Here is a 22,513-nt window from a genome sequence, read left to right on the forward strand (position 1 = left end):
CGAGCGATCGACCGGCCCTTTTTTGGTGCCCGATTCAAGCGAAATCCCCCTCGCCCTACCCCCACGTCATGACCACCGTCGCGCTTTATAACCAGGCCCTGGCCGAACTGGCCGCGCCCTCGATCGCGTCGCTCAATGAGCCCTCGAACGAAGCGCAGGCCTGCAATGCCGTCGCGCATGCGATCATGAATGAATTGCTGGACTGGACGGACTGGCACTGGACTGAAACCTACCAGGTGCTCGCCCAGGTGACGAACGATCGGCCGGCCGAGTGGCTCTTTGCCTATGCGCTTCCCGCCGATTGTGCCGCCCCGCTCGCGGTGCGCGGTGTCGAGCCTGCCGCGACAAGCCTCCCGCTCGGCGGCCCCCGCACCTTTCCTGCCCAGGCGGCGATGCCGCTCGCGTTCATCGTGTCGAACGGCAAGGTCTACACCAACGTCGAGACTGCGACGCTGGTCTATAACCGCACCGCGGATTTCCAGCTGCCGCCGCTCGTCGCCCGCGCCTACGTCCTCGAGCTCGCCGCACGGGTCTGCTACGCGATCAAGAAGGATCGCAAGCTGAAGGATGAGCTCCGGCGCGAGGCGGCCTTCGCGAAAGCCGAGGCGATCGCTGACGAGCGCAACAAGTCGCCGCGCCAGGAGCCGCGCTGGATCAGCGACGCAGAATATGCGCGCGCGGGCATCATGGAAGAATTCTGATGTTCCGCGCTGGGCAGCCGAATTTCAGCCGCGGCGTCCTGTCCGAGCATCTGCACGGCCGCTTCGACGTCGACGCCTATAGCGCGGGCCTCAAACAAGGCACGAACGTCATCATCCTCAAATATGGCGGGGTGACAAAGCGGCCCGGAACCCGTCTGGTTGCGGAGGTGATGGACGGCAGCGAGCCGACGCGCATCATCCCCTTCCAATTCAGCCTCACCCAGACCTATGCGCTAGAGATGGGCCAGGGATATATGGCGCCCTGCGCCTACGGCGGCCGCGTGCTCGAAGAAGAGCTCGCGATCACGAACATCACCAACGCCGCGAACGCGCAAATCACCGCGGCCTTCCATGAATATGAAGTCGGGCAGCAAGTCTATCTCGCCGGCATCGCCGGCACCCTGGGCGATTTCCTCAACAATCGGTTCTGGTCGGTTGCATCCGTCGTGGACACCGACAATTTCACGATCGACGCGGACACGACGGAGCTCAGTGCCTTCGATACAGCTGAAGGTGGCATCACGCGGTCCGAGGCGCCAGATCCTCCGCCTGCGCCGCCCGTCGTTCCCCCGCCCGTCGAGCCTCCGCCTCTTCCCGATGTCGGTGGCGGCGGTGGTGGCGGTTTCTGCGTCACGGACGATACGCCGTTCCTGCTCGCCAATGCGGACCGGACCGGACCAGGCGCGGAGATACCGGCCGGGCTTGTCACCGCCGACGACTGGGTCTGGACGCGGCACGAGGTCACCGGGGAGTGGGGGGCCTTTCCGGTCGCCCGCGTCGAGTTCGCCGACATGCCGGTGCTGCGCTGCCACATGGACGGCTGGCGGCAGCCGATCCACGCCACCGCGGAGCATCCCTTCGAGGCAGAACTTGGCGCGGGCCCGTCCAGCTGGATCTATGCGCGCGATATCGGCGAGCCGGCCGGCATTGCGCGCGTTGCCAGGATCGAGGTGGCGGATGCGCACACCTACGTGTCTGCCGGCGTGCTCAGTCACAACAAGCGCTCCGAGCCTGATGAGGATCGTCTGTAATGGGAGTGGCGCGCGTCTATAAGGTCGGTTCGCCCTATAATGGGGTCGAGCTCAATGATCTCGATTTCGAGCAGACCGCTGATACCATGTATCTGGCGCACATCGATCATGCGCCGACGAAGCTGGTTCGTGCCGGACACACCGACTGGCAGTTTGTCACGCTTACCTTCGGGCCGACGCTAGCGGCACCGGGGAGCGTGAACGCGACGGCGACGACGCCCAACACCGATTCGGAGAACGACGGGGCTGCCTATTTCCCGCAGACCGACAGCTATGTCGTGACGGCCGTCAATGACGACACCTCGCAGGAGAGCCGCGCTTCCGCCGAGGATAGCGCCGTCAACGATCTCTCGCTCAAGAAGAATTATAACACGGTCACCTGGGCCGCGGTGACGGGCGCCACGCGCTATAATGTCTACAAGGCCCACAATAGTCAGTTTTTCGGTTACATCGGCACCACGGAAGACCTGACCTTTAGAGACGACAATATCGCGCCCGCGCTCGATCGGGCTCCACCCCAGGCGTTCAATCCGTTCGCCGCTCCGGGAGACTATCCCTCAACGGTGACGCTGTTCGAGCAGCGTCTCCTCTATGGCCGCACGAAGAATGCTCCGAATGCGGTCTTCGGCTCGCGCAGCGGCGGCAGTCAGTTCGAGAATTTCGACCGCTCACAGCCGCTTCGCGCCGATGACAGCCTGTCCTTCGCGATCGTGGCCGGCCGGGTCAACGCGGTGCAGCAACTCGCATCGACGACAACCCTGCTCGCATTGACGTCGGACGCGATCTTCTCGGTCGATGGCGACGGCAACGGGGGCGTGCTCACCGCGACCAGCCAGGCACCGCGGCGCCAGATCGGCCGGGGCGCGTCGCGCCTGCCGCCGCTCGTGGTCGATAACGTCGTCTTCTATGCGCCGAGCGTCGGCCGGAGCGTGCGCACGATCGGCTTCAGCTTCGAGATTGACGGGCTCAAGAGTGACGACATCACGATCTTCAGCCCCGATTTCTTCCCGAAGGATATGTCCATCGTCTCCTGGTGCTACTCCCAGGAGCCGCGGTCGCTGATCTGGGCCGTCCGCAGCGACGGCAAGCTCCTGTGCTTCACCTGGGAGCAGGAGCAGAATGTCTGGGGCTGGACGATCTGCGAAACCGATGGGGAGGTGCAGTCGGTTTGCTCCATCTCCGAGGATGGCGAGGACCGTGTCTATCTGATCGTCAAGCGGACGATCGGCGAGACCGACCGCTTCTTCGTGGAGCGCATGGCCTCGCACGATTGGGCGGATCTCAAGGAATGCTGTTTCCTCGATTGCGCCGTCACCGGCGTGTTCGAGGAAGCGCGCAGCACCTTCACCGGGCTTTGGCACCTCGAGGGGCGCACCGACGTCGCGGCCCTGGTCGACGGTGTCCCGGTCACGGGTCTGACGGTCGAGAATGGCAGCGTGACGCTTCCCAGCGACGTACCCCAGGGCAAATATGTCACCTTCGGGCTTCCCTATGAGGTGCATATCGAGACGCTGCCGGTGCGCGCGAACGTGCCGGGTCAGGGCTGGAACGTCGCGCGCCGACAACAGGCCGGCGAGATCGCGCTCACCCTTCACCGCACCTCCGGCATTTATGCAGGCTCGAGCGCGTCAGACACCATCTATGTGAAGCAGCGCATCGGCGAGGCGTGGGGAACGCCCGACAATCTGATGACAGGCGATTATTCCATCAACTCGGGGAACGTCGAGCAGGGCAAGGTCTGCGTTCATGTAAAGCAGACGACGCCGCTGCCGCTAACCCTGCTGGGCGCGTTCGTCGATCCGATCATCAATGATTAGCCGGATCCGGCTCGAGCTCGCCCGCACCCGGCACGTCGGATCCGTGGCCCGGCGCATGCGCGAGATTGACGCGCGCGAGTGTGCCGCCTTCGGTCATACGCCGAAGGCCGCGCTGCGCGAGGCGATCCTCAACAGTGACAAGGCCTGGACGGCGCTGGTCGACGGGCGGCCCGAGGCGATCTTCGGTGTCGTGGTCAACAGCGCGCTTACGGGCGTGGGCGCGCCGTGGTTCCTCGGCACCGATGTCGTCTGGCAGCACGGCCGCGCGCTCATTGGCATGGGTCCGGCGATCATCGCGCGGCTTCACGATTCAAGCGAAACGCTCGCCGGATATGTCTCTTGCGAGAATGCCGCGGCGATAAGGATGCTGCGGCGATGGGGTTTCAGCGTGGAAGACGATCGCCGCCGCTTCGGCGGGGTTCCGTTCCACCGATTCGAGAAGGTGCTTCATGTGTGAGCCTGCAACTCTGGCCCTCGCCGCGGCAGCGGTCACCGCAGCGGGACAGGGATATGCCGCCCTGCAAAGTGCCGCGGCATCGCGATACGAAGCGCGGGTCGCGGACCGCAATGCCAAGCTCGAGAACGAAGCGGCATTCCGCGCGAGCGAAAACACGAAGACCGAAGCGCTTGCCCACTATCGCCGGGTTGCCCAGCTGAAGGGCGAGCAGCGCGTCGCGCAGGCGGCGAACGGGGTCAGCCTCGATTTCGGCAGCGCGGCCGATGTGGCGGCCGATACCGATCTCCTGGCACGCGAGGATGCAAAACGCATCTATGACCAGGGCGCGGAGGCAGTGCGCGGCTTCGATATCTCCGCGGCGAATTACCGCTCGAGCGCGAAGGCGTCACGGTTCGCGGCGAAGGGCGCGATCGTCAAGGGCGCGTTCGACATGGCGTCCACCGCGCTCAACGCCGCATCGCAGTATAGCAAGATGAAGGCCAGCTGATGCCGCGCGTCCAAGTCTATCAGGCGGACCAGGTCGCGCCGGCGCAGGTCACCCGTGAGCGGTTTCGTCCCGCCGACATGGCGCAGGGCGGGCTCGCGATCGCACAGGGTGTCACCAATCTGGGGCGCAGCCTTTCGGAATATGCGGATGCGCAGGAGGAGATTAACCTCCGCTTCGACGACACCGAAAGCCGAAAAGCGGCGCAGCGGTACCAGACCGGGGCGGCGAAGATCCTTTCGGAATTCCAACTCGAAACCGGCTCCAACGCTTATACGAAGCGCAGCGCCACCGAAGAAGCGCTCGCCAAGCTGCGCGAGGAGGCGCTCTCCGGCACCACGAACGATCGCATGCGCCGCATGGCGCTCGACCGGATCGAGGGGCTTTTCGGCGCCGACAACATCAAGGTCGGAGAGCATGCGACGCGCCAGCTGCGCACCGAGCAGGAGGGAACGCTCAAGAGCCAGGTAGTGCTTTCGGGCGAGGACGCGGCCGCGAACTGGGACCGGCCCGATCTCATGGGCGCCCATCTCGACACCATGAAAGCCGCGGTCGACGATCTCGGCGCGCTCAATGGCTGGTCTGCCGACCAGGTCCGCCTCGAAAAGGCGAACGCGGTGAGCGCGGTCCACAAGGACGTCATCAACCGCATGCTCGCCGACGACGATATCGACGCGGCGCATATCTACCTCGAGGCCAATGCCGACGAGATGAACGCCAACGACGAACTGGCGATCCGCGGGGCACTGAAGGAGCCGCTCCTCACGCGCCAGGCGCAAGGGGATTTCGACCGCGCCATCACCACGATGCCCGTCGCGGAGGGCGCGAGCACGAAGGATGCCGCGCCGACCGGTACCAGCCTCGAGGCGATGGTCGCCGTGACGGCACAAAGCGAATCGGGAAACCGCGAGCGCGACGCGGCCGGCCGCCTCATCACCTCGCCGGCCGGTGCGCAGGGCAAGATGCAGGTCATGCCCGGTACCAACGTCGATCCGGGTTTCGGGGTCAAACCGGCGCGAGATAACAGCGATGCGGAGCGCACGCGCGTCGGGCGCGACTATCTCGCCGCCATGCTGAAGCGCTACGGCGGAGATCCCGCGAAGGCATGGGCCGCTTACAACGCCGGTCCCGGCCGGGTCGACGAAGCGATCGCCGCTGGCGGTGACTGGCTCTCGCGCCTGCCGGCCGAGACACAGGCCTATGTAAAGAAGAATGTCGCGGCGATCGGCGGTGGCGGGCCGCAACAGTCGGCGCGGATCTGGGACAAGTCAGCGGTCTACAGCCAGATTGACGCGCTCGCGGACAAGGAAGGCTGGTCGCCCGAGCGGCGCGAGCGGTCGAAGCAATGGGCCGACAAAGAGATCGCCCGCGACGAGCAGCTGAAGGCGCGCGACGAGGACCAGGCCGAGCGCGAAGCGTCGGAATGGGTGCTCAAAAATCCGAATTTCACCGACCTCTCGCAGATGCCCGCGAATATCCGCGATCGCCTCAGCCCCGAGGCGCAGCTTCGCTACATGGGTGCGGCCAAGGCCAACGCCAAACCGAAGGAGGTTCCAGCGAACGGCGCCGACGCGCTCGCGCTCACCCTGCTCTCGATCTATGAGCCCGAGCAATTCAAATCGACGCCGCTCGGCCAGTACGCCGGCAAGGTCACGCGCTCCGAGCTCGAGGAGCTCGCGAAGAAGCAGGCGACGATGCGGACGGAGGCGCCGAAGGACAAGCACCTGCGCAGCGGCATCACCGGCGCGATCGAGTGGGGCCAGAAATACGGCGGGTTCGACAAGTTCAGCGACGAGCAGCGCGTCGCGATCTATGGCGTCATGGAGAGCGAAGCGCGCCAGCTGCTGCAAGGCGGTGCGAAGGCGCTGACCGAGGACGACTATGTCCGGCTCTTCAAGCGCGCGACGCGCGAGGTTCCCACAACCACCTGGTACGGCGGCAAGTCCACCCGTCCGCTCTATGACATGGGCGCCTCGAACATCCCCGACGCGACGCGCAAGAAGATCGAAGACACCTATCGAAAAACCTTCGGCAAGGATCCGACCGACGAGCAGGTCGCGGATTACTGGCGCCGCTATTACGCGAAGTAGAACATGGCCCCACCTCTTCCCGGTCTCGATTATTACGACCAGCGCTTTCGCAGCCGGCCGGCCAATGAGCCTGTCGCGCGCATTGATCCGATCGAAGCGGAGATGCGCCGCGAGCGCGATCGCCAGACGCGTCTGGATCTCCTGCTTTCTGCCAGCCCCGACACAGTAGGCCGCGCGACCACGATCGCGAAGGAGATCGGCGTCCCGCCGATGCACGTCGAAGATCGGCTTGCGGAGGCCGAGAAGGGGCGCCATGTGCGCCGGTTCATGTCGGTGGCGGAGCGCTATCCTGCGATCGGCAAATGGGCGGTGACGCAGCCGCGCGGCGCTGCCGCGGCGTCTGACGACTGGGATAGCCTGTCGCTGCTCGGAAAGACCTGGCGCAGCACTCGTGAGGTCGCGACCGGCATTTTCCCGTCGCTGTCGTCTGGCCTCTTCACGATGGCTGAGAATGTCGAAGGTGCGATCGGCGCGGTGTCGGACACGCTTGACGCGATCGACCCTATGCCGGCCGTCGCGGGCATCTTCAGCGATCTCATCGGGACCTATACCGGTTATAATCCGCGTTGGGACAAGAGCTTTGCAGCCAACCAGCGCATTCAGCGCGAGGCGCGGGCGAAGCGGCAGGCCGAGCTCGCGCGGGAAGCCGAAGACTGGCGTCCGAAGTCGACCAGCTGGATCGCTCGCGAGCTCCTGGCCGGCACCGAATCTATCCCGATGTCCGCCGCGGCGCTCATCACCCGCGATCCGAAGCAGGCGGCCGGCGTCTTCGGGACGCTCACCGGCGCCGGCGAGTATCAGAAGGCGCGCGATGCGGGCCTCGATCTGGGCTCTTCGCTTGCCTACGGCGCCCGGCAGGGCGCGGTCGAGGCGCTGACCGAGCATATCCCGGCCGCAAAGCTGCTGGGCGATATCGCAGCGCGCTCGCCGCTGGGGAAGATGCTCCTCAACCAGCTGGTGCGCGAAGTGCCAGGCGAGCAAGTCGCGACGCTGCTCCAGGATTTCGACCAGTGGGTCACGCTCAACCCCGACAAGACACTTGGCGAATTCATTGCCGAGCGGCCCGATGCCGCGCGGCAGACACTCCTCGGAACAATCGGCGCGGTCGGCACAACGACGGCGGTGGTGCGCGCGACGCAGAAGGTAGCGGAAGGATCCGCGATGATCGCGGCGCGCCGCGGCGAGGCTGACCGCGCGCTGCGCGAGGGCGACATTCTTGCGAAGGCGGGCGCTGCGGCGGAAAAGTCGAAACTGCGCGAGCGCGATCCTGAAGCCTTCGCTGCGCTGATGCGCGAGCTCGCGGAGGATAGCGGCGCCACCGACGTCTATATTCCGGCCGAAGCGATCCAGCAGTATATGCAATCGGACGGGTTTGATCCCGACAGCTGGGCCGAATTCGAGGAGGAATCGCTCGAGGCGATGGCGACGGGCGGCGATGTCGTCATGCCGGTCGAGCGCGTGCTGACGGCGTTCCCAGGCACGCCGGCATGGGAGGCGCTGCGCGATCATATGCGCCTCAGCCCTGGCGGCATGTCGCGCTTCGAGGCGGAGAGCTTCAACCTCGAGGTCGCCGAGCTCCGCCAGACGATGGAAGAGCAGGCCGCGGCGGTCGAGGAATATGACCGCGAGATGATGGAGGCGCGTGAGGCGCTGCTCACCGACGTCACCGAAAAGCTACAGACGGCCGGATATACGCCTTCGGTGGCGCGGACGCAGGCGGAGCTCCTCGCGGCGCGCTATGAGACGCGCGCGATGCGCAAGGGGCAGCGGCTCACCGGCCGGGAATTCGCGGACGTCGATGTCGTCCAGATCCTGCCCGAGAAGCTGGCGCTGCGGCAGAAGAATGACGGGCTCGACCGGGTCATTGACGCAATGCGGCGCGGGACCGAGGGGGCAAAGCGCGGCCCGTCGCTCCTGGAATTCATCTCGAAGCGAGGCGGCATCGACGATGTCGGCGGGGATATCGCGTCCATGGGCGGCGACAAGTGGCACCGCAGCGCGCCCTTCCGCAAGCGGCTGACGCGCAGCGTCGACAAGGGCCAGGCAAGCATGCTGAGTGCGGCTGCCAGCGACACGGCGCCCGAGGACGTCTTCCGCGCCGCGATCAGTGCCGGCTATTTCCCGGAGCTCGCGGGGCGCGAAGAGGGCACCTATGATGATGCGCTCGACAATCGGATGCTCCTGGATGCGATCGGCGAGGAGCTCCGCGGCAATGCGCGCTATGCCGAAGAAGTCGACACGACGCTGACAGACGCGGCGCAGGAGCTCGCCACCCTGCTCGCCAATGAGGGTCTCGATCCGGCGTCGGCGACAAGGAAGCAGATCCGCGACGCGATCGCAGCCTATTCGGCGCGAAACGCGAACGAAGGGCGCGGCTATTTGCAGGCGGGCCTTCGTGACGATATCCAGGCGGCATGGAGCGGCACCAAGACGCGCGGCTTCATCGACCTGGGGCCGGTGCCGCAAGCGCTGGTGGATTTCGGTCTCCCGGCCGGGAAGCTGCAAATCGGCCGCGGCAAGATCAACGCGATCGCCAACAAGCATGACCTCGAGGTCGGCGATGTCGCGAGCCTTGCGGCGATGCTCGAGCAGCCCTGGGCGATCTACCCCACGACGCTCAAGGATTCGAACCGCGTTGTCGTCGCGCTCCCCGTGCGCGACCGCAATGGCGATCCGATCCTGTGCGTCATCGAGCCGAACGGCAAGGTGGCGACGGTCACCAGCGTCTATGGGAAGAAGGGTCGCGGCAGCGTCACGGGCGATGACACGATCCGAGCCGCGATCGCCAACGCGCGCGCGAAGGGTCTCGAGGTGTTCGAGGGTGCTCCTCCGGCGCGTGATCCCGAACCAGTATCGGGCATTATGCCGGAGAAGCGACGTCGACCTATACTGTCGCTGCCCCAAAATGGCAAACCGACCAGCCTCGAGCAGAGCGGTGACGAGAAGGCGCCGCGCGGGCGCATCGTGTTTCCTAGCGAGGAGTTCACGGGCGCTGCGCTGATCGAGCTTTTCAAGTCCCGCAACCTCTCCACCTTCCTCCATGAAACCGGGCACCTGTGGCTCGAGGAGCTCCGCTACGATGCCCTCTCCGAGGACGCGACCAACCGTCTCAAGGACGATTGGGCGACGGTGCAGGACTGGTTCGCCGCCAACGGCCATCCGATTGAGAATGGCGTGATCCCGGTCGAGGCGCACGAAATGTGGGCGCGGGGCGTCGAGCAGTATCTCATGGAGGGCAAGGCGCCGGTCCCTGCCCTGCGCAGCATCTTCGAGCAGTTCCGCGCCTGGCTGACCAGCATCTATCGCAGCGTGAAGGCCCTGCGCTCGCCGCTGACGCCGGAGATCCGCCGCGTCATGGACCGGCTTATCGCGACCGACGACGATATCGCGCTCGCCAGCCGCGAGCAGTCGGTGCAGCCGCTGCTGACCGATGGCACCGACATGACAAAGGCGGAATGGGAGGCCTATCAGCGTCTCACCGCCGACGCGCGAATCGAAGCCCGCGGGCAGTTGCTCGACAAAACTGTGCGCGACGTGCGCGCGCGCAACACAAAGAAGTACCGCGAGATGGCGGCGGAGCTTCGCGAAGAGATCGAGGCCAGCGTCGACGAGCGGCCCGCGTTCCGTGCTATTGCCGCGATGCGCGCGCAGCCCATTGATCGGCGCTGGGTGGTCAACATGATGGGCGAAGAGGCCGCGGCGTACATGCCGCGCGGAGTGCCGCCGCTCATGCGCAACGGCGGCGTGCATCCCGACACGATCGCAGAGCAGTCGGGGTTCGCAACCGCCTACGAAATGATCGAGGCGCTGACCGAGCTCGAGATCGCGCATCGCACCGCCCGCGAAGAGGGAGACCAGCGCGGGCTGCGAGAGCGGATCATCGAGGAAGAGCTCGATATCATGATGCGCGACCGGTACGGCGAGCCCCTCACCGATGGCAGCATTGAACGTGAAGCGATCGCCGCGGTGCATAATGACCTGCAAGGTGAGGTCATAGCGGCGGAAGTGCGCGTGCTCGGCCGGAAGGCGGGCGAGCCCCCGACGCCCTACTCGGCGGCGCAGGAGTGGGCGCGGCAGAAGATCCGGAGCGGCAAGGTCAGCGTCGAAGCCATGCCGGGCGCGCTACAACGCTATGCCAGGGCGTCGAAGCGCGCGGCCCGGGAGGCCGAGGCGGCCTATCTCGAGCGCAATATCGAAGGCGCATTCCGCGCGAAACAGCAACAGATGCTCAACAATGCGCTCTATTCCGAGGCGAAGAAAGCGCACGAAGAGGTCGAGGCGGCGCGCCAGCGGCTCAACAAGATCGCGTCGAAGCGCGTCATGAAGTCTGTCGACCAGGAATATCTGGAACAAGCGCAGGCGCTCCTCGAGGCGGTCGACATCAAGCGCCGCACGCAGAAGGGCATCACTCGCCAGGGCAAGTGGGAAGAGTGGTCTCAGCAGCGCCAGGCTGAAGGATATGACATCGTTGTGCCCTCATCCTTCGAGGCGACGATCGGCAAGGAAAACTGGACCCGGCTCACGGTCGAGCATTTCCTCGGGCTCGATGAAGCGGTGCGCCAGATTATCCACCTCGGCCGCCTGAAGCGCGAATTGCAGGACGGGCAGGACAAGCGCGAATTCGAGCTCACCGTCACCCAGGCGGTGCAGGCCGTGGCCAAGCTGCCGCAGCGCCCGCCGAGCGATCTCATGGAGCCCTCGCGCTGGGACGCGATCAAGTCGAAGGTCGCGGCTGCCGATGCGGCGCTGCTCAAGATGGAAACCGTCTTCGACTGGCTCGACAGCGGCGACAGCAACGGCATCTTTAACCGGATTGTCTTCCGGCCGCTCGTCGATGCACAGGAGAATGAGCGGATCCGGATGAACGATATTCTCGGCCAGCTGCGCGCCGCGCTCGAAAAGGTGCCGGCCGACACGCTCAAGCGCTGGTCGGACAAGATCACGGCGCCCGAGCTCATCAACCGCGAGACCGGCAATCCCTTCGTCATGACGCGCGAGATGGTCATCGCGATCGCGCTCAACACTGGCAACAGCGGCAACTATGAAAAGCTGCTCGGCGGCTATGGCTGGTCGGCGACGGGCGTCGAGGCGATGCTCGCCCGCGTGATGACCCAGGAGGAATGGGCCTATGTCCAGGAGGTCTGGGACATCATCAACAGCCTTTGGCCCGACATCGAGGCGATGGAAAAGCGCGTCAACGATATCGCCCCGGAGAAGGTCGAGGCCCGGCCGGTGCAGACAAAATGGGGCGTGCTGAAGGGCGGCTATTATCCCGTCGTCTACGATCCGCGGCGCAACTACGAATCGGAAAGCTATGCCGCCAAAGGCGACAGCCTTTTCGAGGGCATCTATACGCGCGCCACAACGCCCAAGGGGTTCACGAAAGAGCGCACCAACGTCGAGCGGCCGATCCATCTGAGCCTGGGCGTCATCCATCGCCATGTGGGCGAGGTCATCCATGACCTGACGCACCGCGAGGCGATCATGCAGGCGGACAAGTTCTTGCAGGCACGCCCGGTGATGAAGGCGGTGGACGATAGTCTCGGGCCCGAGGTGCGCAAACAGTTCCGCCCCTGGCTTCAGCGTATCGCCAATGAATGGGCCTATGACCGCGCGGGGCAGGCTGGGGTGGAGGGCTTCGTAAAGAAGGCGCGCCTCAACGCGACGATCGTTGGCATGGGGTTCCGCGCCACGACGATCCTGCTCCAAGCTGCGGGCTATTCGAACAGCTTTGAGACGGTGGGCCTGCGCTGGGTGTCTCGGCGCCTCAAGGACGTCGGCAATCCCGAGGCGTGGAATTTTGTGCTCGAGAAGTCGAAGGAAGTCCGGGCCCGCATGGACACGCTCGATCGCGATATCCGCGACAATGTCCGCAAGGCCGCGGGTCAGCGCAATTTGAGCGCGATCAAGAAATTCGCGTTCCACGGCATCGGCTATATGGACCGCGTCGTCGTCATCCCGACCTGGCTGGGCGCCTATGACAAGGCGATCGCGGAGGGCATGTCGGAGGATGACGCGGTCTACGCCGCCGACAAGGCGGTCCGGCAGTCCCAGGGCGCCGGCGCCGCCAAGGATCTCGCCGCGATCCAGTCCGGGCGGGGTACGTTCGGAGAGGCGGCGAAGCTGCTCACCATGTTCTACAGCTACATGTCGGCCTTCTATCAGCGCCAGCGCAGCTTTGCGCGCGACGTGCGCGCGGCGAAGCTCTCCGATGGACCAGGTCTGCTCGCGCGTGCTTGGTGGCTCTTCATCGTCCCTCCCCTGCTTTCCGAGCTCCTCGCCGGCCGGACGCCGGATGATGACGATGATGAAAGCTGGGCGGAGTGGGCGCTCTCGAATATCATCTTCCAGATCTTCGGGCCTGTCCCGGTGCTGCGCGATATCGGTCCGACGCTCTGGGCGAAGGCAACCGACCGGCCCACATTCGGGTACCGGTTCACGCCGGCGCAGGGCGGTGTCGAGAGCATCATCAATGTCGGCTCGGACCTGGGAAAGATCTGGCGCGGCGAAGAGACGAAGCGCGCGACGCGCAACGCGATCGAAACGACGGGCTATTTCACCGGGCTTACCACGGGGCAGATGGCGGTTGCGGCGCAGTTCCTGGTCGATGTGGGCTCGGGCGATGCGAATCCGGACGGCATCGGCGAGTGGTGGCGCGGGCTCACGACAGGCAAGACAGACTAGAGAAAGAGGCGGCGCCCCTTTCAGCATTGCCATCCCCGCATTAATAGGGACGCTCTAGGTGGTCTATCGAGGCCTTGATCAAGGGGAGAGCTATGCGCGCTTTTACATTGGCTGGGACGCTGCTTCTGGCTTCATGCGCAACGACTGGCGGAAACGTCACGGGAAACGCAGTCGGCGTGACCGTCAATAATGTCTGGAACCGCAACCAGGCCTTCCCGAAGGCCGATGAGCATTGCCGGAAATACGGCAAAGTGGCGCGGCCCACGGGAAACGATAGCGAATATGCGTTCACCTTCGATTGCGTGACGCCTGACTGACGAACGGCATCCGGAGTAGCCGCTCCGATTCAAGCGCTCGCCCGCGCGCCCTACCCCATCCGCACGGCAACAAGCGGGTGGAAAAATGCCTGTCAACAAAACTGACAATTTCAGCGGGCCCTATCTAACTAACGGCGCAACCGTAACTTTTCCCTTCACCTTCGTCGCGCCCAGCGCGGCGGAGGTGGCCGTAATGCTCCGGTCCAGCGATGGTGCCGAAGAAATGGCCGATGGCTTTGATGTCAGCTTGGGCGGTGAATCGGGTGGGAGTGTAACATTCGGGGCCCCGCCAGCGTCGGGGTTCGAGCTGTTCGTGCTGCTCAACCCCGCATTCACCCAGAATATTCAGTTCGATAATGGTTCTGCTTGGCTCGCGGAGCCTGTCAACGAAGCCGCGGACCGCTCGGCGCTGCGGGACCTGGCGCTAAAGCGTGACCTCGATCGAGGGCTGCGCGTTCCCTTCGGCGAAACTCCACCCCCCATGGATAGTCTGCTCGACGCAGACGGCAAGGTGCTCGCCATTGTCGACGGGCGGCTTGTTCCGATCCTGAATGACGCCGCGGGCTCGGAGCAGGTGGCCGCGAGCGTGAAATCAGCGAAAGCCGCCATGGCAAAGACGCTAGCCGCGCAGACCGCTACCGAGCAGGCTCGATCCGAGACCGAGGCCGCGCGCGATGAAACCGTGGACTTGGTCGCTGAGGCCGCTGCGATAACGCAGGCTGTCTCCGACGCGCTCGCGATGGGCACCATTAGCGATCTCGTGGGCGATCGCATTTATACCTCTCGCGCCGCCCTCAATGCCGATCTTGCCCCGGACGACGAAGAATATGCGCTGGTCGTTGGCGACCCGACGCCCGCCAATAACGATCTCTATAAGAAGGATGGCGCGACGACTACCGGGTCCTGGGACGGACCGCTCGGCATCTTCGCCGGTGCGTCGGCAGAGGCACAAGCGATCGCGGACAGCCTGAGCGGCCTGACCACGCTCGTTGCTTCTACAAACCTCCTCGATCCGACGACTATTCGCTACGGCAAGTACGTAAACACGTCCTCCGGCAATATCGCGTCCGATGCGAATTGGGCCTGCACCGCTTTCATCCCTTGCGAAGAAGGTGATGTTTTCACGGTCGGCGGCGACGGCAATCGCGAGAGCGGCATCGGCTTCTTCAGCGCGGCGAGCGATAGCGGCGCGTCGGTCGGCGCGTCGACTGGCTCGCTTACCGTTCGCACCGTTACGGCGCCGGCCGGCGCGCATTTCGTTGTGTTTACGGTCAAGTCGGCGGCGCGGCCGATCCCTGCGAATCTCCGGATCAACCGGGGCGACAAGCTCTTGCCGTTCGAAAAATATTTCACCCCCTATTATGCCGTAGATTCGCACGCCGTCGAACCGCTGACCGGGGGTAAGTCGCGCCTGGTGCTTGGAGGGACCGGCGACAAGCTCAGCTATGTGGAGAGCAACCGGTCCGGCAACCTGATCCGCAACTGCTTCGTGCCGTTCCCCACGCTCGATCTCCTTAACCCGCCCGACCGCCTCAACCTTCGCGAGCAGTGGATTAATGGCACCCTCGCGCACAACGGGGCCGATGACATTGCGCCCGATCGCATCTGGGGTGACGACATCGGCGCGAACCACGGGTTCAAGTTCAATCAGTCTACATGCGTCGGCCACGGCAAGACCGTGGACGATGAGGGTTCGATCTGGTCGAGCGGCGGCAATGAATCGGTCCTGGTCAAGGTCGTTGACGCGAACACTCTCCTGCTCGCCCGGCGCACTGCGAACCTGGGCCCCGCGGTTGGCGCGTTCACTCATGTCAGCGGGGCGACGAATACCAGTTCGTTCACAACGACGGCCAATGGCGGTAGCATCCAATGGTATCCGCCGCACACCAACTATAGCATCCGCGTCCTTGTCGATGGCATCGAGGTCGAAGAGACCGAGGGGCAATGGTACTATTCCGATAACGTCCAGATCATCGAGACACACGACATCCTCGCGCGGTCTGAGATTATCGAATGGTGGATCGCGAACGGCGGGGCATCGGCCGGACTGACGCCGGATGGCGACCCGTCCTACACGGTGACAACAACCTATCATTTCGACCGCGACGGACAAATGTCGGTCCTGTGGAACTGGGTCTTCCTCAAAGAGACGCCGGTGGATTATCTTCGCGGGATCCAGCTTCAGGGAAACAATACCCCCGTCACCAACTATATTCCCAGTGCGGTGCCATCCACCTACGAGGGCAACCCGGTCGACTTCTCGCTAGGCGAGTCAGCCTTCCTCACCGATGGGCATTCGACGCTATCGATCGGCGCCGATGACCTGGCGGCAGACGGTGAATATGCCGATCGCGTGATCGTGCATTGGACAGACCGCGCGATTGCAGCGGGCATCCTGCCGGTGGGTGACGCCGCCCCTGACCTTCGCCGCGTCCGCGTGACCGACACCGCCCTCGAGATCTCCAATGCGCGCAAGCTTTACTGGCGCGTGCTCGATGTCGGCACGCATAACGCGCAGCCGGGCGACAGTTACTCGGCGATTGCCTACCGTCACGTCATGCCGCGGTGGGCGGAGCGCGTCAGCTTCTATGTCGTCCGCACGCAGGGCCGCGCTTTCATCTTCGCGGACTGGGTCGACATCGTTGGCCTCGATCGTCTGCCAATTCCGGCCGACCTTTCGGGCCGCACCTTCTCGGTAGTCTACAGCAAAAACGCGACGGTAAAGGCCGGGGTTCTCGCTGGTAGTCTGCCGGTGATGGTCGATGCGGCTGACGTGAACGCGTACGTCGTACTCGAGGTGTCGGCGTGATCCATGAACTCGCAACCGAAGGCCTCGCACATGCCTGACGCCCCGATCATGATGCCAATGCAGACTGACGCCGCGGCGCAACAGATGCTTATCGAACAGGTGCGACGGCTGTCGGACAGTGTCGATCGCTTCAACGCCACGATGTCCAACGTCCAGCAGCAACTCGCGCGCATGGAAGCGGAGAACCGGCACACGATCGAGCGCCGCGACCGAAACGAGGCGCGGCTGACAAAGGTCGAAGACCGCGTCGACTCCCTCGAGACGTGGCGCAGCGAGCAGCGGGGTGAGCGCTCGACCTGGGGCCGCATCCTCAATCACCCGATCAGTATGGCGATACTCGGCTCGATCTTCGGGGCATTGGTCGCAATCAAAGGGGTATTGATGAAATGACGACCGACGACATCATCGAGGCAGTGCTCCGCGCCGAAGGGCGCTACGTCAACAATCCCGACGATCGGGGCGGCGAGACCAACTGGGGCATCACCAAGACCACGGCCCGCGCGCACGGCTATAACGGACCGATGCGCGACCTGCCCCGCGCCACGGCGAAGCAGATCTATCTCAACACCTATGTCGTGAAGCCGGGCTTCGACAAGATCGCGGTCCTCTCGCCGTCCATCGCCGCCGAGCTCGTCGACACCGGCGTCAACATGGGGCCGGCCGTCGCGACGCGTTTCCTACAGCGCGCTCTCAACGCCCTCAATCGCCGCGGCGCGGACTATGCTGACATTGCCGTCGACGGGGCGGCCGGTCCGGGCACGCGGAGCGCGCTCACCGCGTACCTGGCGAAGCGCGGCAAGGAAGGTGAGCGTCGCTTGCTGGCACTGCTCAACGCTCTCCAGGGCGCGCGCTACGTCGAGCTCTGCGAGGGGAGGCAGGCAAACGAAACCTTCATGTTCGGGTGGCTGGACCGGGTGGCGATATGACCTGGCTCAATCGCAACATCCAACGCTTCCTTATCGCGCTGCTTGTCCTGGCGCTCTTCGGGGGCGCAGTGGTGGTGATGACCTTCGTCGCGATCCCGGCTGACAATCGCGACAGCATCATCCAACTGATCGGCGGCGTGAATACGCTCGCGGGGCTCGTTGTGGGCTATTACTTCGGCAAGGCCTCGGCGGAAGGGGGTGAGGGTTAATGCGCGACCGCACCGACGCCGACGATATTGTGCAGGGTGCCTATAACCGCGCACTGCTCGACCTGATCCTGCCTCCGATGCGTCGCACCGCCAAAGACGTCGGCTATGCGATCACCGTTCACGGTTCGCTCAACCGCGACATAGACATGGTCGCCGTCCCTTGGGTCGAGCATGGCGTCGCGGACCCCGATGAGCTGGTCCGCCGGCTGGTCGGCGCGATCAGTGGCGTAACCGGGCGATGCTACGCGCGGGACGAATGGACTGAAAAGCCGCAAGGCCGCGTCGCCAAGACGCTGATGGTCTGGTGCGGCGAGAACACCGGAATGCTCGACCTGAGCGTCATGCCGACAATTCCCGGAAAGGGTGAGGGATGATATCCCTCCTGCTCCCCCTCGCAACCCGCCTCGTCGGCGAACGCTTCGCGAAGCTCGCGGCGTGGGGGATTGTCGCGCTGATCGCCGCTGCCCTCATCGGGGGCGTGGTCTGGTGGTTCAACGATACGGTGGAAGATGCGCGCAGCGATGGCGTGAAGGCGGGTGTCACCGCCGAGCGCGCCGAAGCCCAAGGAAAGGCCCTTGAGAATGTCCAGACTGCCAACGAAACGCGCGCCGCTGTTCGCGATCAGCGTAGCCGTGCTGCTTATGACGAGTGCGTGCGGTCAGCGCGAAACCCTGCGAACTGTGAGCGATTTCTGCCTGAATGATCGCGAGGTCAAATATTCGGTCGCGGCCGAGCCCGGGCAGGATGACCCGGGCAATGCGTTCGACACCGACGAGACGGTGAAGGATCTGATCGAGCACAATGCCGTCTGGCGGCGGCTCTGCGAAGCGGTGAAGTAGGGGCGAGCCGAAGCCCGCCCCCGTAGGTTAGAACAGGGATCCTTGGCGGAACTGGCCTCCGCCGCGCTTGCCGGTATTGACCTCCGACACTCGCCCCTGATTGATGCCGAGGTCAGCCGCGATGTCATGCTGAAAGTGGCCCATCTTGAGCCTTTCCAGAATGATACGGATAACTTCGTCAGTCAGTTTTGCGCGGGGGCGCTTGCCCCCATTCTCGTCATTGACCGCCACTCTTTTTCTCCTTGGAGATGGCGCGATCTGAGACTTGACGAGGAAACACCGCCGTGTAACACGGCAGCTGTCAGGTTTCTCCAGTCCCGCGTCCCAGACCAGTTTTGCGGGACTTCCCTGATCGAAAGCCCGGCGTTGCAGCGCTGGGCTTTCTCATTTCAGGAAACATCCCCACCTTGCTAAGTGGGCATCCCTGATTCGGGCAAGATGGAAACGCCGGATCGATGACTCGACTCGTCGATATATTGATTCGGTTTGTCGCTGGCATCGGGCGCCTCGTCGCCCTGGGTGGCTGGCGGACGCGACCCTCGATCGAGGCCCAACGCCGCGCCCTGAGGCGCCCGCTTCTCAAGGCAGGAGCCGACCAGCCGGGTTCGATCTTATGGAAAGAGAGCGGTGCTGGCGATTCGAGACGTGTTCAATTTGAATGTAACTGGCGCTACTCGGCGGCGCGCTCACGCTCTTCCATGACAAGCAGCGGCCCTTCGAGGAGCCGCTCGCCCTCCCACCAGGCGAGGCCATTCCGCACCGCGCTATTCGCCGCGGCGCGATAGGATTTGAACCAGCGGCTCTGGCGCGGGCCGCAGCGCCAGCGATAGTCTCGCGGCTCCGGTTTGTTCCAGGCATATCGATCGTGCTTCACCATCCGATCATCCGTTCCGAATCGTCCATGACCTCGATGTAGAACATTAGGGGAACAAAAGACAAGCTTGCGTCGTGCCCATCCTGTCCCTATGGGTTCCCCCAGTCGACGAGAAGCGGCGGAAACCTGTGGGCTCAAAACCGTGCCCCGTGGGGGAACAGTCTTTGATTTTATTGAAGATTGTGATTTCACGGCTGAAACACGGGTTCGAGTCCCGTAGGGGTCACCATTCTCGATCGTCGATACGGCCCCTTCGTCTAGCGGTCTAGGACGCGGCCCTCTCACGGCTGAAACACGGGTTCGAGTCCCGTAGGGGTCACCATTATGCCGCGCTCGATATCAAGCAGTCGGGTTTCGGCTCTTCCCCGTGAACGGGGGATGAGGGTGGATCAGACCCGATTGATGACGCCATTCCAACCGCAAAGAGCGAGCACGCGCAAGCGGTAGTTGTGAAAGTTGCGGAAGCCGAACGCGCGGCGCGAGATCATCTCCATCTTTGTGTGAAAGCCCTCGGTGATTCCATTGTTCCTGGAAAAGCGCCACATGCGGGCGACGGGCTCGAGCCAGCTGGTCAGGGTATCGGCGAGGGACTTGAGGGGGCTGGCGGCGAACTGATCGATCATCCTGAGCAGGTCGGGGATAAGCTGGCTGGCCTTTTTGGCATTGAGGGATTTTTGCGTCAGCAGGAGGGCCATGTCCTGCTTGGCAGTGTAGAGGGCTTCGAGCACCGGATTGGCTTTCAGGTAGACGGCCAGCCTTTTGCGCTGTTCTTCGCTTAGCTTCCATCGATGGCGCCGCATCAAACTGAGCAGCCCGCGATTCTTTCGGCCCTCGGGATCGAAGCGCTTCCATCCTTCGAGGAAATGCTGGTTGAGCAGCCGAATGACATGGAAGCGATCGGCGACGATCTTCGCGTTCGGAAAATATTTGCGGGCGATTGCGCGATAGGTTTCCGACAGGTCCATCACGATGACCTTGACCTTGTCGCGCCCTGGCAACCTTCGCAAATAGCTTCGTAAACTGTCTTCCGAGCGTCCCGGGACGACATCGTAGACCTTGTGATTCTTCAGATCGACAAATGTCGTCGCATAGCCTCTCTTGCGCGAGAAAAAATGCTCGTCGATCCCCAGGACCTGCGGGCAGGTCCGACCGGACAGCTCCGAGACGCGCTGTTCGATGAAATGATGATACCAGCGCTCGATGGTTGCACTGCCGATCGCATGGGTGCTCGTCAACTGGCTTTGGCTGATGCCTCCGTGGTGACCGTCGAAGACCTCAAGACGGTACGTCTCCGTCGCGCGATAGCGCGGACGGATGCCCGAAAAGCGATGACGGAAATAGCGGCCGCAACCGGCACAATGATATTTGGGCACCGCAAGGTGCACGATCAGGATCTGGTTGCCTTGACGCGTGTGCTTGAGCTCGCGCTCATAAGTCGCCTTGATCCGCAGCCCCCCGTGGCCGCAATAAAGGCAAACAGGCCGCTTCGTTGGCCGCGCCCACACACGAATGTCGCGTCGCCGCTCGACACGGACAATCTCAACATCCGACAGCCCTAATATGCCGTCGATTCCCTGATCAGCCTTCTTCTTCATCAGACTTGTCCTTCCTATGACAAGTCTAACCCAATTTCCCTCATCCCCCGTTCACGAGGAAGAGCCAAGACTAGTTGGGCTGTGCTGCCTAACATTGGCGATTTTCCACCTTAAAATAGTTGGTCCGGGCTTTGGTGTTGTCCATCAGCGCCACTGCATACCGTGGCATTCCTCGGCGATTATAGAGGAGGTCGATGCGACGTCTTCACGACTGTTTGCGTGGGATTCCAGCTGCAAGTCGAGATACAAGCGACCGCCTGTTGTCGGCTGGACTGAGCGGGTCGACCGACTTTGCCCCCACAGGGCTGGCTATCTTGGGAAAGTGTGAAACGGACGGATTACGGCTTGCGGGCGCGAGGCCAGTCATACCTTGCTGATACATCTGCGCGTGCGAGACGACGGCAGAAAAAGCCAAGGTTTGGAGCATTGTACGGTGAGGATGAGACGCGCGCGACCCGATGGAGCCCTCAGCATCGAAACCGCAAAGCAAAATCGCATCGCATGAATTTGCGTTTTGCCTAGAGTCTCGCATCACCGTCAGGGAAGGGCCAAAAAAGTCGATGGTCTGCATCCCTCAGCATGCGCTCATTATCGACAGCCTTGAGACAGTTAGGGAGATTGCATCGCATTTCCCTTAACCAGTCCTCAAAATTATCTTCACCCGCGAGGTCGAGGCCTTCAAGAAACGACGCGGCGTTTGTCACGCTACTGTCTCGAATATCGGTCTCTAGGGTCCAAACTCAATCAGCCTCTTGAAAATCGGCGTGTACATTGATTCAGGGAGTCTCCACTGAAGCAGGAGGCTGTTGGAGATGTCGCGTTCGTTGTTCTGGCTGTCGGATGAAGCATGGCGGGCGATCGAGCCCCACCTGCCGAAGAACCAGCCCGGAGCGCGGCGGGTCGATGATCGCAGGGTGATCTCGGGCATCATCCACATGCTCAAGTGTGGTGGCCGCTGGGCGGACTGCCCGTCCGAATACGGCCCTTCGACGACGGTCTACAATCGCTGGAACCGGTGGAGCCGCCGCGGCATCTGGACGCGCATCCTGGCGGCGCTGACCGAGCAAGGCTGGATCGCGGAGACCGGCCAGATCGACAGCAGCTACATCAAGGCTCACCGCTCTGCCGGTGGCGCAAAAGGGGGGCGCGGGCCAATGCCATTGGCATCTCGCGTGGAGGCAGGACAACGAAGATCCACGCGCTTGTCGATGTTCTCGGAAGACCACTGCGCCTCGTCCTGACGCCCGGCAACACATCTGATGTGAAAGGCGCAGACCTACTGATCGGTGAAACTATCGGCATGAAGCGGGTGATCGCCGACCGTGGCTACGACGCGAACCGCATCAGGGCCGCCTTACGAGAGCAGGGCACGATCCCGGTGATCCCCGGACGGCGCAACCGCAAGCGCCCGATCCAGTATGACGAACGCCGCTACAAGGACCGCTGGCGGGTCGAGGCCATGTTCTGCCGCCTCAAGGACTTCCGCCGCATCGCTACTCGTTACGACAAGCTCGCCCGCAACTTCCTATCCGCCGTAAGCCTCGCCGCTGCCGTCGCCTTCTGGCTGTGATTGAGTCTCGACCCTAGAGCGGTGAGATTGAGCCTAATCGTTCGGAAATCAGCGTAGAAGAGCTCAACGTTGTACGGCGTCGTCAGCTTGCGAAGTCGGTGTAATTCGCG

Annotated in this window: 19 protein-coding genes and 2 tRNA genes; 18 read left to right on the forward strand and 3 right to left on the reverse strand. The window is 63.5% G+C overall.

What is annotated here, in order from left to right; all coding sequences use genetic code 11:
• The first annotated feature begins 68 nt into the window (after positions 1-68).
• The 15 genes from LH20_RS17570 (at position 69) to LH20_RS23600 (ending at position 18,364) form a co-directional block, all read left to right on the forward strand.
• The gene (locus LH20_RS17570; protein ID WP_053555334.1) at positions 69-701 is read left to right on the forward strand and encodes a hypothetical protein; all 633 of its coding nucleotides are present in this window, start codon (positions 69-71) and stop codon (positions 699-701) included.
• On the forward strand, positions 701-1,732 hold the full coding sequence (locus tag LH20_RS23795) for a hypothetical protein (RefSeq protein ID WP_200905392.1): 1,032 nt from the start codon (positions 701-703) through the stop codon (positions 1,730-1,732). Before LH20_RS17570 ends, LH20_RS23795 begins: the two co-directional genes overlap by 1 nt.
• A complete protein-coding gene (locus tag LH20_RS17580) occupies positions 1,732-3,549 on the forward strand; it encodes a hypothetical protein (protein ID WP_053555335.1) in 1,818 nt (605 codons plus the stop codon). The genes LH20_RS23795 and LH20_RS17580 overlap by 1 nt, the downstream gene beginning before the upstream one ends.
• A complete protein-coding gene (locus LH20_RS17585; RefSeq protein WP_053555336.1) occupies positions 3,542-4,006 on the forward strand; it encodes a hypothetical protein in 465 nt (154 codons plus the stop codon). The genes LH20_RS17580 and LH20_RS17585 overlap by 8 nt, the downstream gene beginning before the upstream one ends.
• A complete protein-coding gene (locus LH20_RS17590; protein ID WP_053555337.1) occupies positions 3,999-4,493 on the forward strand; it encodes a hypothetical protein in 495 nt (164 codons plus the stop codon). Before LH20_RS17585 ends, LH20_RS17590 begins: the two co-directional genes overlap by 8 nt.
• Positions 4,493-6,580, forward strand: a complete 2,088-nt coding sequence (locus tag LH20_RS17595) for a transglycosylase SLT domain-containing protein (RefSeq protein ID WP_053555338.1) — start codon at positions 4,493-4,495, stop codon at positions 6,578-6,580. The genes LH20_RS17590 and LH20_RS17595 overlap by 1 nt, the downstream gene beginning before the upstream one ends.
• Positions 6,581-6,583: 3 nt before the next feature.
• Positions 6,584-13,264: a MuF-C-terminal domain-containing protein gene (locus LH20_RS17600; RefSeq protein WP_053555339.1), complete on the forward strand. Its 6,681-nt coding sequence runs from the start codon at positions 6,584-6,586 to the stop codon at positions 13,262-13,264.
• A gap of 92 nt (positions 13,265-13,356) precedes the next feature.
• Positions 13,357-13,581 carry a hypothetical protein gene (locus LH20_RS24065; RefSeq protein WP_053555340.1) on the forward strand — a complete coding sequence of 75 codons (225 nt, stop codon included), beginning with the start codon at positions 13,357-13,359 and terminating at the stop codon, positions 13,579-13,581.
• Positions 13,582-13,774: 193 nt separating this feature from the next.
• On the forward strand, positions 13,775-16,390 hold the full coding sequence (locus tag LH20_RS17610) for a hypothetical protein (RefSeq protein WP_144423612.1): 2,616 nt from the start codon (positions 13,775-13,777) through the stop codon (positions 16,388-16,390).
• A gap of 30 nt (positions 16,391-16,420) precedes the next feature.
• Entirely contained in the window at positions 16,421-16,780 is a 360-nt protein-coding gene (locus LH20_RS17615; RefSeq protein WP_053555342.1) for a hypothetical protein, read from the forward strand.
• Positions 16,777-17,316 (forward strand): glycoside hydrolase family 108 protein, encoded by a 540-nt coding sequence (locus LH20_RS17620; RefSeq protein WP_053555343.1) that lies wholly within the window; start codon positions 16,777-16,779, stop codon positions 17,314-17,316. Before LH20_RS17615 ends, LH20_RS17620 begins: the two co-directional genes overlap by 4 nt.
• Entirely contained in the window at positions 17,313-17,525 is a 213-nt protein-coding gene (locus tag LH20_RS17625; protein ID WP_053555344.1) for a hypothetical protein, read from the forward strand. The genes LH20_RS17620 and LH20_RS17625 overlap by 4 nt, the downstream gene beginning before the upstream one ends.
• Positions 17,525-17,899 carry a hypothetical protein gene (locus LH20_RS17630; protein ID WP_053555345.1) on the forward strand — a complete coding sequence of 125 codons (375 nt, stop codon included), beginning with the start codon at positions 17,525-17,527 and terminating at the stop codon, positions 17,897-17,899. The genes LH20_RS17625 and LH20_RS17630 overlap by 1 nt, the downstream gene beginning before the upstream one ends.
• Complete coding sequence (locus LH20_RS17635) at positions 17,896-18,228, forward strand: hypothetical protein (protein ID WP_053555346.1); 333 nt, start codon at positions 17,896-17,898, stop codon at positions 18,226-18,228. Before LH20_RS17630 ends, LH20_RS17635 begins: the two co-directional genes overlap by 4 nt.
• Positions 18,206-18,364, forward strand: a complete 159-nt coding sequence (locus tag LH20_RS23600; RefSeq protein WP_158501163.1) for a hypothetical protein — start codon at positions 18,206-18,208, stop codon at positions 18,362-18,364. The genes LH20_RS17635 and LH20_RS23600 overlap by 23 nt, the downstream gene beginning before the upstream one ends.
• Positions 18,365-18,391: 27 nt before the next feature.
• Here LH20_RS23600 and LH20_RS17640 read toward each other — a convergent pair whose 3' ends face one another.
• Both LH20_RS17640 and LH20_RS17645 read right to left on the reverse strand, forming a co-directional pair.
• Positions 18,392-18,595 (reverse strand): hypothetical protein, encoded by a 204-nt coding sequence (locus LH20_RS17640; RefSeq protein ID WP_053555347.1) that lies wholly within the window; start codon positions 18,593-18,595, stop codon positions 18,392-18,394.
• A gap of 439 nt (positions 18,596-19,034) precedes the next feature.
• Positions 19,035-19,241 carry a hypothetical protein gene (locus tag LH20_RS17645; protein ID WP_053555348.1) on the reverse strand — a complete coding sequence of 69 codons (207 nt, stop codon included), beginning with the start codon at positions 19,239-19,241 and terminating at the stop codon, positions 19,035-19,037.
• A 91-nt stretch (positions 19,242-19,332) separates the two neighbouring features.
• Between LH20_RS17645 and LH20_RS23425 the strand changes: the two genes are divergently transcribed.
• Both LH20_RS23425 and LH20_RS17650 read left to right on the forward strand, forming a co-directional pair.
• Positions 19,333-19,467: transfer RNA gene (locus LH20_RS23425), tRNA-OTHER, on the forward strand.
• A gap of 17 nt (positions 19,468-19,484) precedes the next feature.
• Positions 19,485-19,560: transfer RNA gene (locus tag LH20_RS17650), tRNA-Glu, on the forward strand.
• A gap of 67 nt (positions 19,561-19,627) precedes the next feature.
• Here LH20_RS17650 and LH20_RS17655 read toward each other — a convergent pair.
• Complete coding sequence (locus LH20_RS17655) at positions 19,628-20,833, reverse strand: ISL3 family transposase (RefSeq protein WP_083455476.1); 1,206 nt, start codon at positions 20,831-20,833, stop codon at positions 19,628-19,630.
• A gap of 812 nt (positions 20,834-21,645) precedes the next feature.
• Between LH20_RS17655 and LH20_RS23080 the strand changes: the two genes are divergently transcribed.
• Positions 21,646-22,403, forward strand: a protein-coding gene (locus LH20_RS23080; protein ID WP_144423485.1) for an IS5 family transposase whose coding sequence is annotated in 2 segments (ribosomal slippage) — positions 21,646-21,979 and positions 21,979-22,403 — 759 coding nt in all. Because the reading frame shifts where the segments join, the coding sequence is not laid out codon by codon here.
• Positions 22,404-22,513 lie beyond the last annotated feature (110 nt).

Origin of the sequence: Sphingopyxis sp. 113P3, from assembly GCF_001278035.1 — a bacterium.
Taxonomy (GTDB): Bacteria; Pseudomonadota; Alphaproteobacteria; order Sphingomonadales; family Sphingomonadaceae; genus Sphingopyxis.

Excerpts from the sequence above, each read along its gene's own strand:
- LH20_RS17570 (WP_053555334.1), top strand. The coding sequence starts at position 69 with ATGACCACCGTCGCGCTTTATAACCAGGCCCTGGCCGAACTGGCCGCG.
- LH20_RS23795 (WP_200905392.1), top strand. The coding sequence starts at position 701 with ATGTTCCGCGCTGGGCAGCCGAATTTCAGCCGCGGCGTCCTGTCCGAG.
- LH20_RS17580 (WP_053555335.1), top strand. The coding sequence starts at position 1,732 with ATGGGAGTGGCGCGCGTCTATAAGGTCGGTTCGCCCTATAATGGGGTC.
- LH20_RS17585 (WP_053555336.1), top strand. The coding sequence starts at position 3,542 with ATGATTAGCCGGATCCGGCTCGAGCTCGCCCGCACCCGGCACGTCGGA.
- LH20_RS17590 (WP_053555337.1), top strand. The coding sequence starts at position 3,999 with ATGTGTGAGCCTGCAACTCTGGCCCTCGCCGCGGCAGCGGTCACCGCA.
- LH20_RS17595 (WP_053555338.1), top strand. The coding sequence starts at position 4,493 with ATGCCGCGCGTCCAAGTCTATCAGGCGGACCAGGTCGCGCCGGCGCAG.
- LH20_RS17600 (WP_053555339.1), top strand. The coding sequence starts at position 6,584 with ATGGCCCCACCTCTTCCCGGTCTCGATTATTACGACCAGCGCTTTCGC.
- LH20_RS24065 (WP_053555340.1), top strand. The coding sequence starts at position 13,357 with ATGCGCGCTTTTACATTGGCTGGGACGCTGCTTCTGGCTTCATGCGCA.
- LH20_RS17610 (WP_144423612.1), top strand. The coding sequence starts at position 13,775 with ATGCTCCGGTCCAGCGATGGTGCCGAAGAAATGGCCGATGGCTTTGAT.
- LH20_RS17615 (WP_053555342.1), top strand. The coding sequence starts at position 16,421 with ATGCCTGACGCCCCGATCATGATGCCAATGCAGACTGACGCCGCGGCG.
- LH20_RS17620 (WP_053555343.1), top strand. The coding sequence starts at position 16,777 with ATGACGACCGACGACATCATCGAGGCAGTGCTCCGCGCCGAAGGGCGC.
- LH20_RS17625 (WP_053555344.1), top strand. The coding sequence starts at position 17,313 with ATGACCTGGCTCAATCGCAACATCCAACGCTTCCTTATCGCGCTGCTT.
- LH20_RS17630 (WP_053555345.1), top strand. The coding sequence starts at position 17,525 with ATGCGCGACCGCACCGACGCCGACGATATTGTGCAGGGTGCCTATAAC.
- LH20_RS17635 (WP_053555346.1), top strand. The coding sequence starts at position 17,896 with ATGATATCCCTCCTGCTCCCCCTCGCAACCCGCCTCGTCGGCGAACGC.
- LH20_RS17645 (WP_053555348.1), bottom strand. The coding sequence starts at position 19,241 with ATGGTGAAGCACGATCGATATGCCTGGAACAAACCGGAGCCGCGAGAC.
- LH20_RS17655 (WP_083455476.1), bottom strand. The coding sequence starts at position 20,833 with ATGAAGAAGAAGGCTGATCAGGGAATCGACGGCATATTAGGGCTGTCG.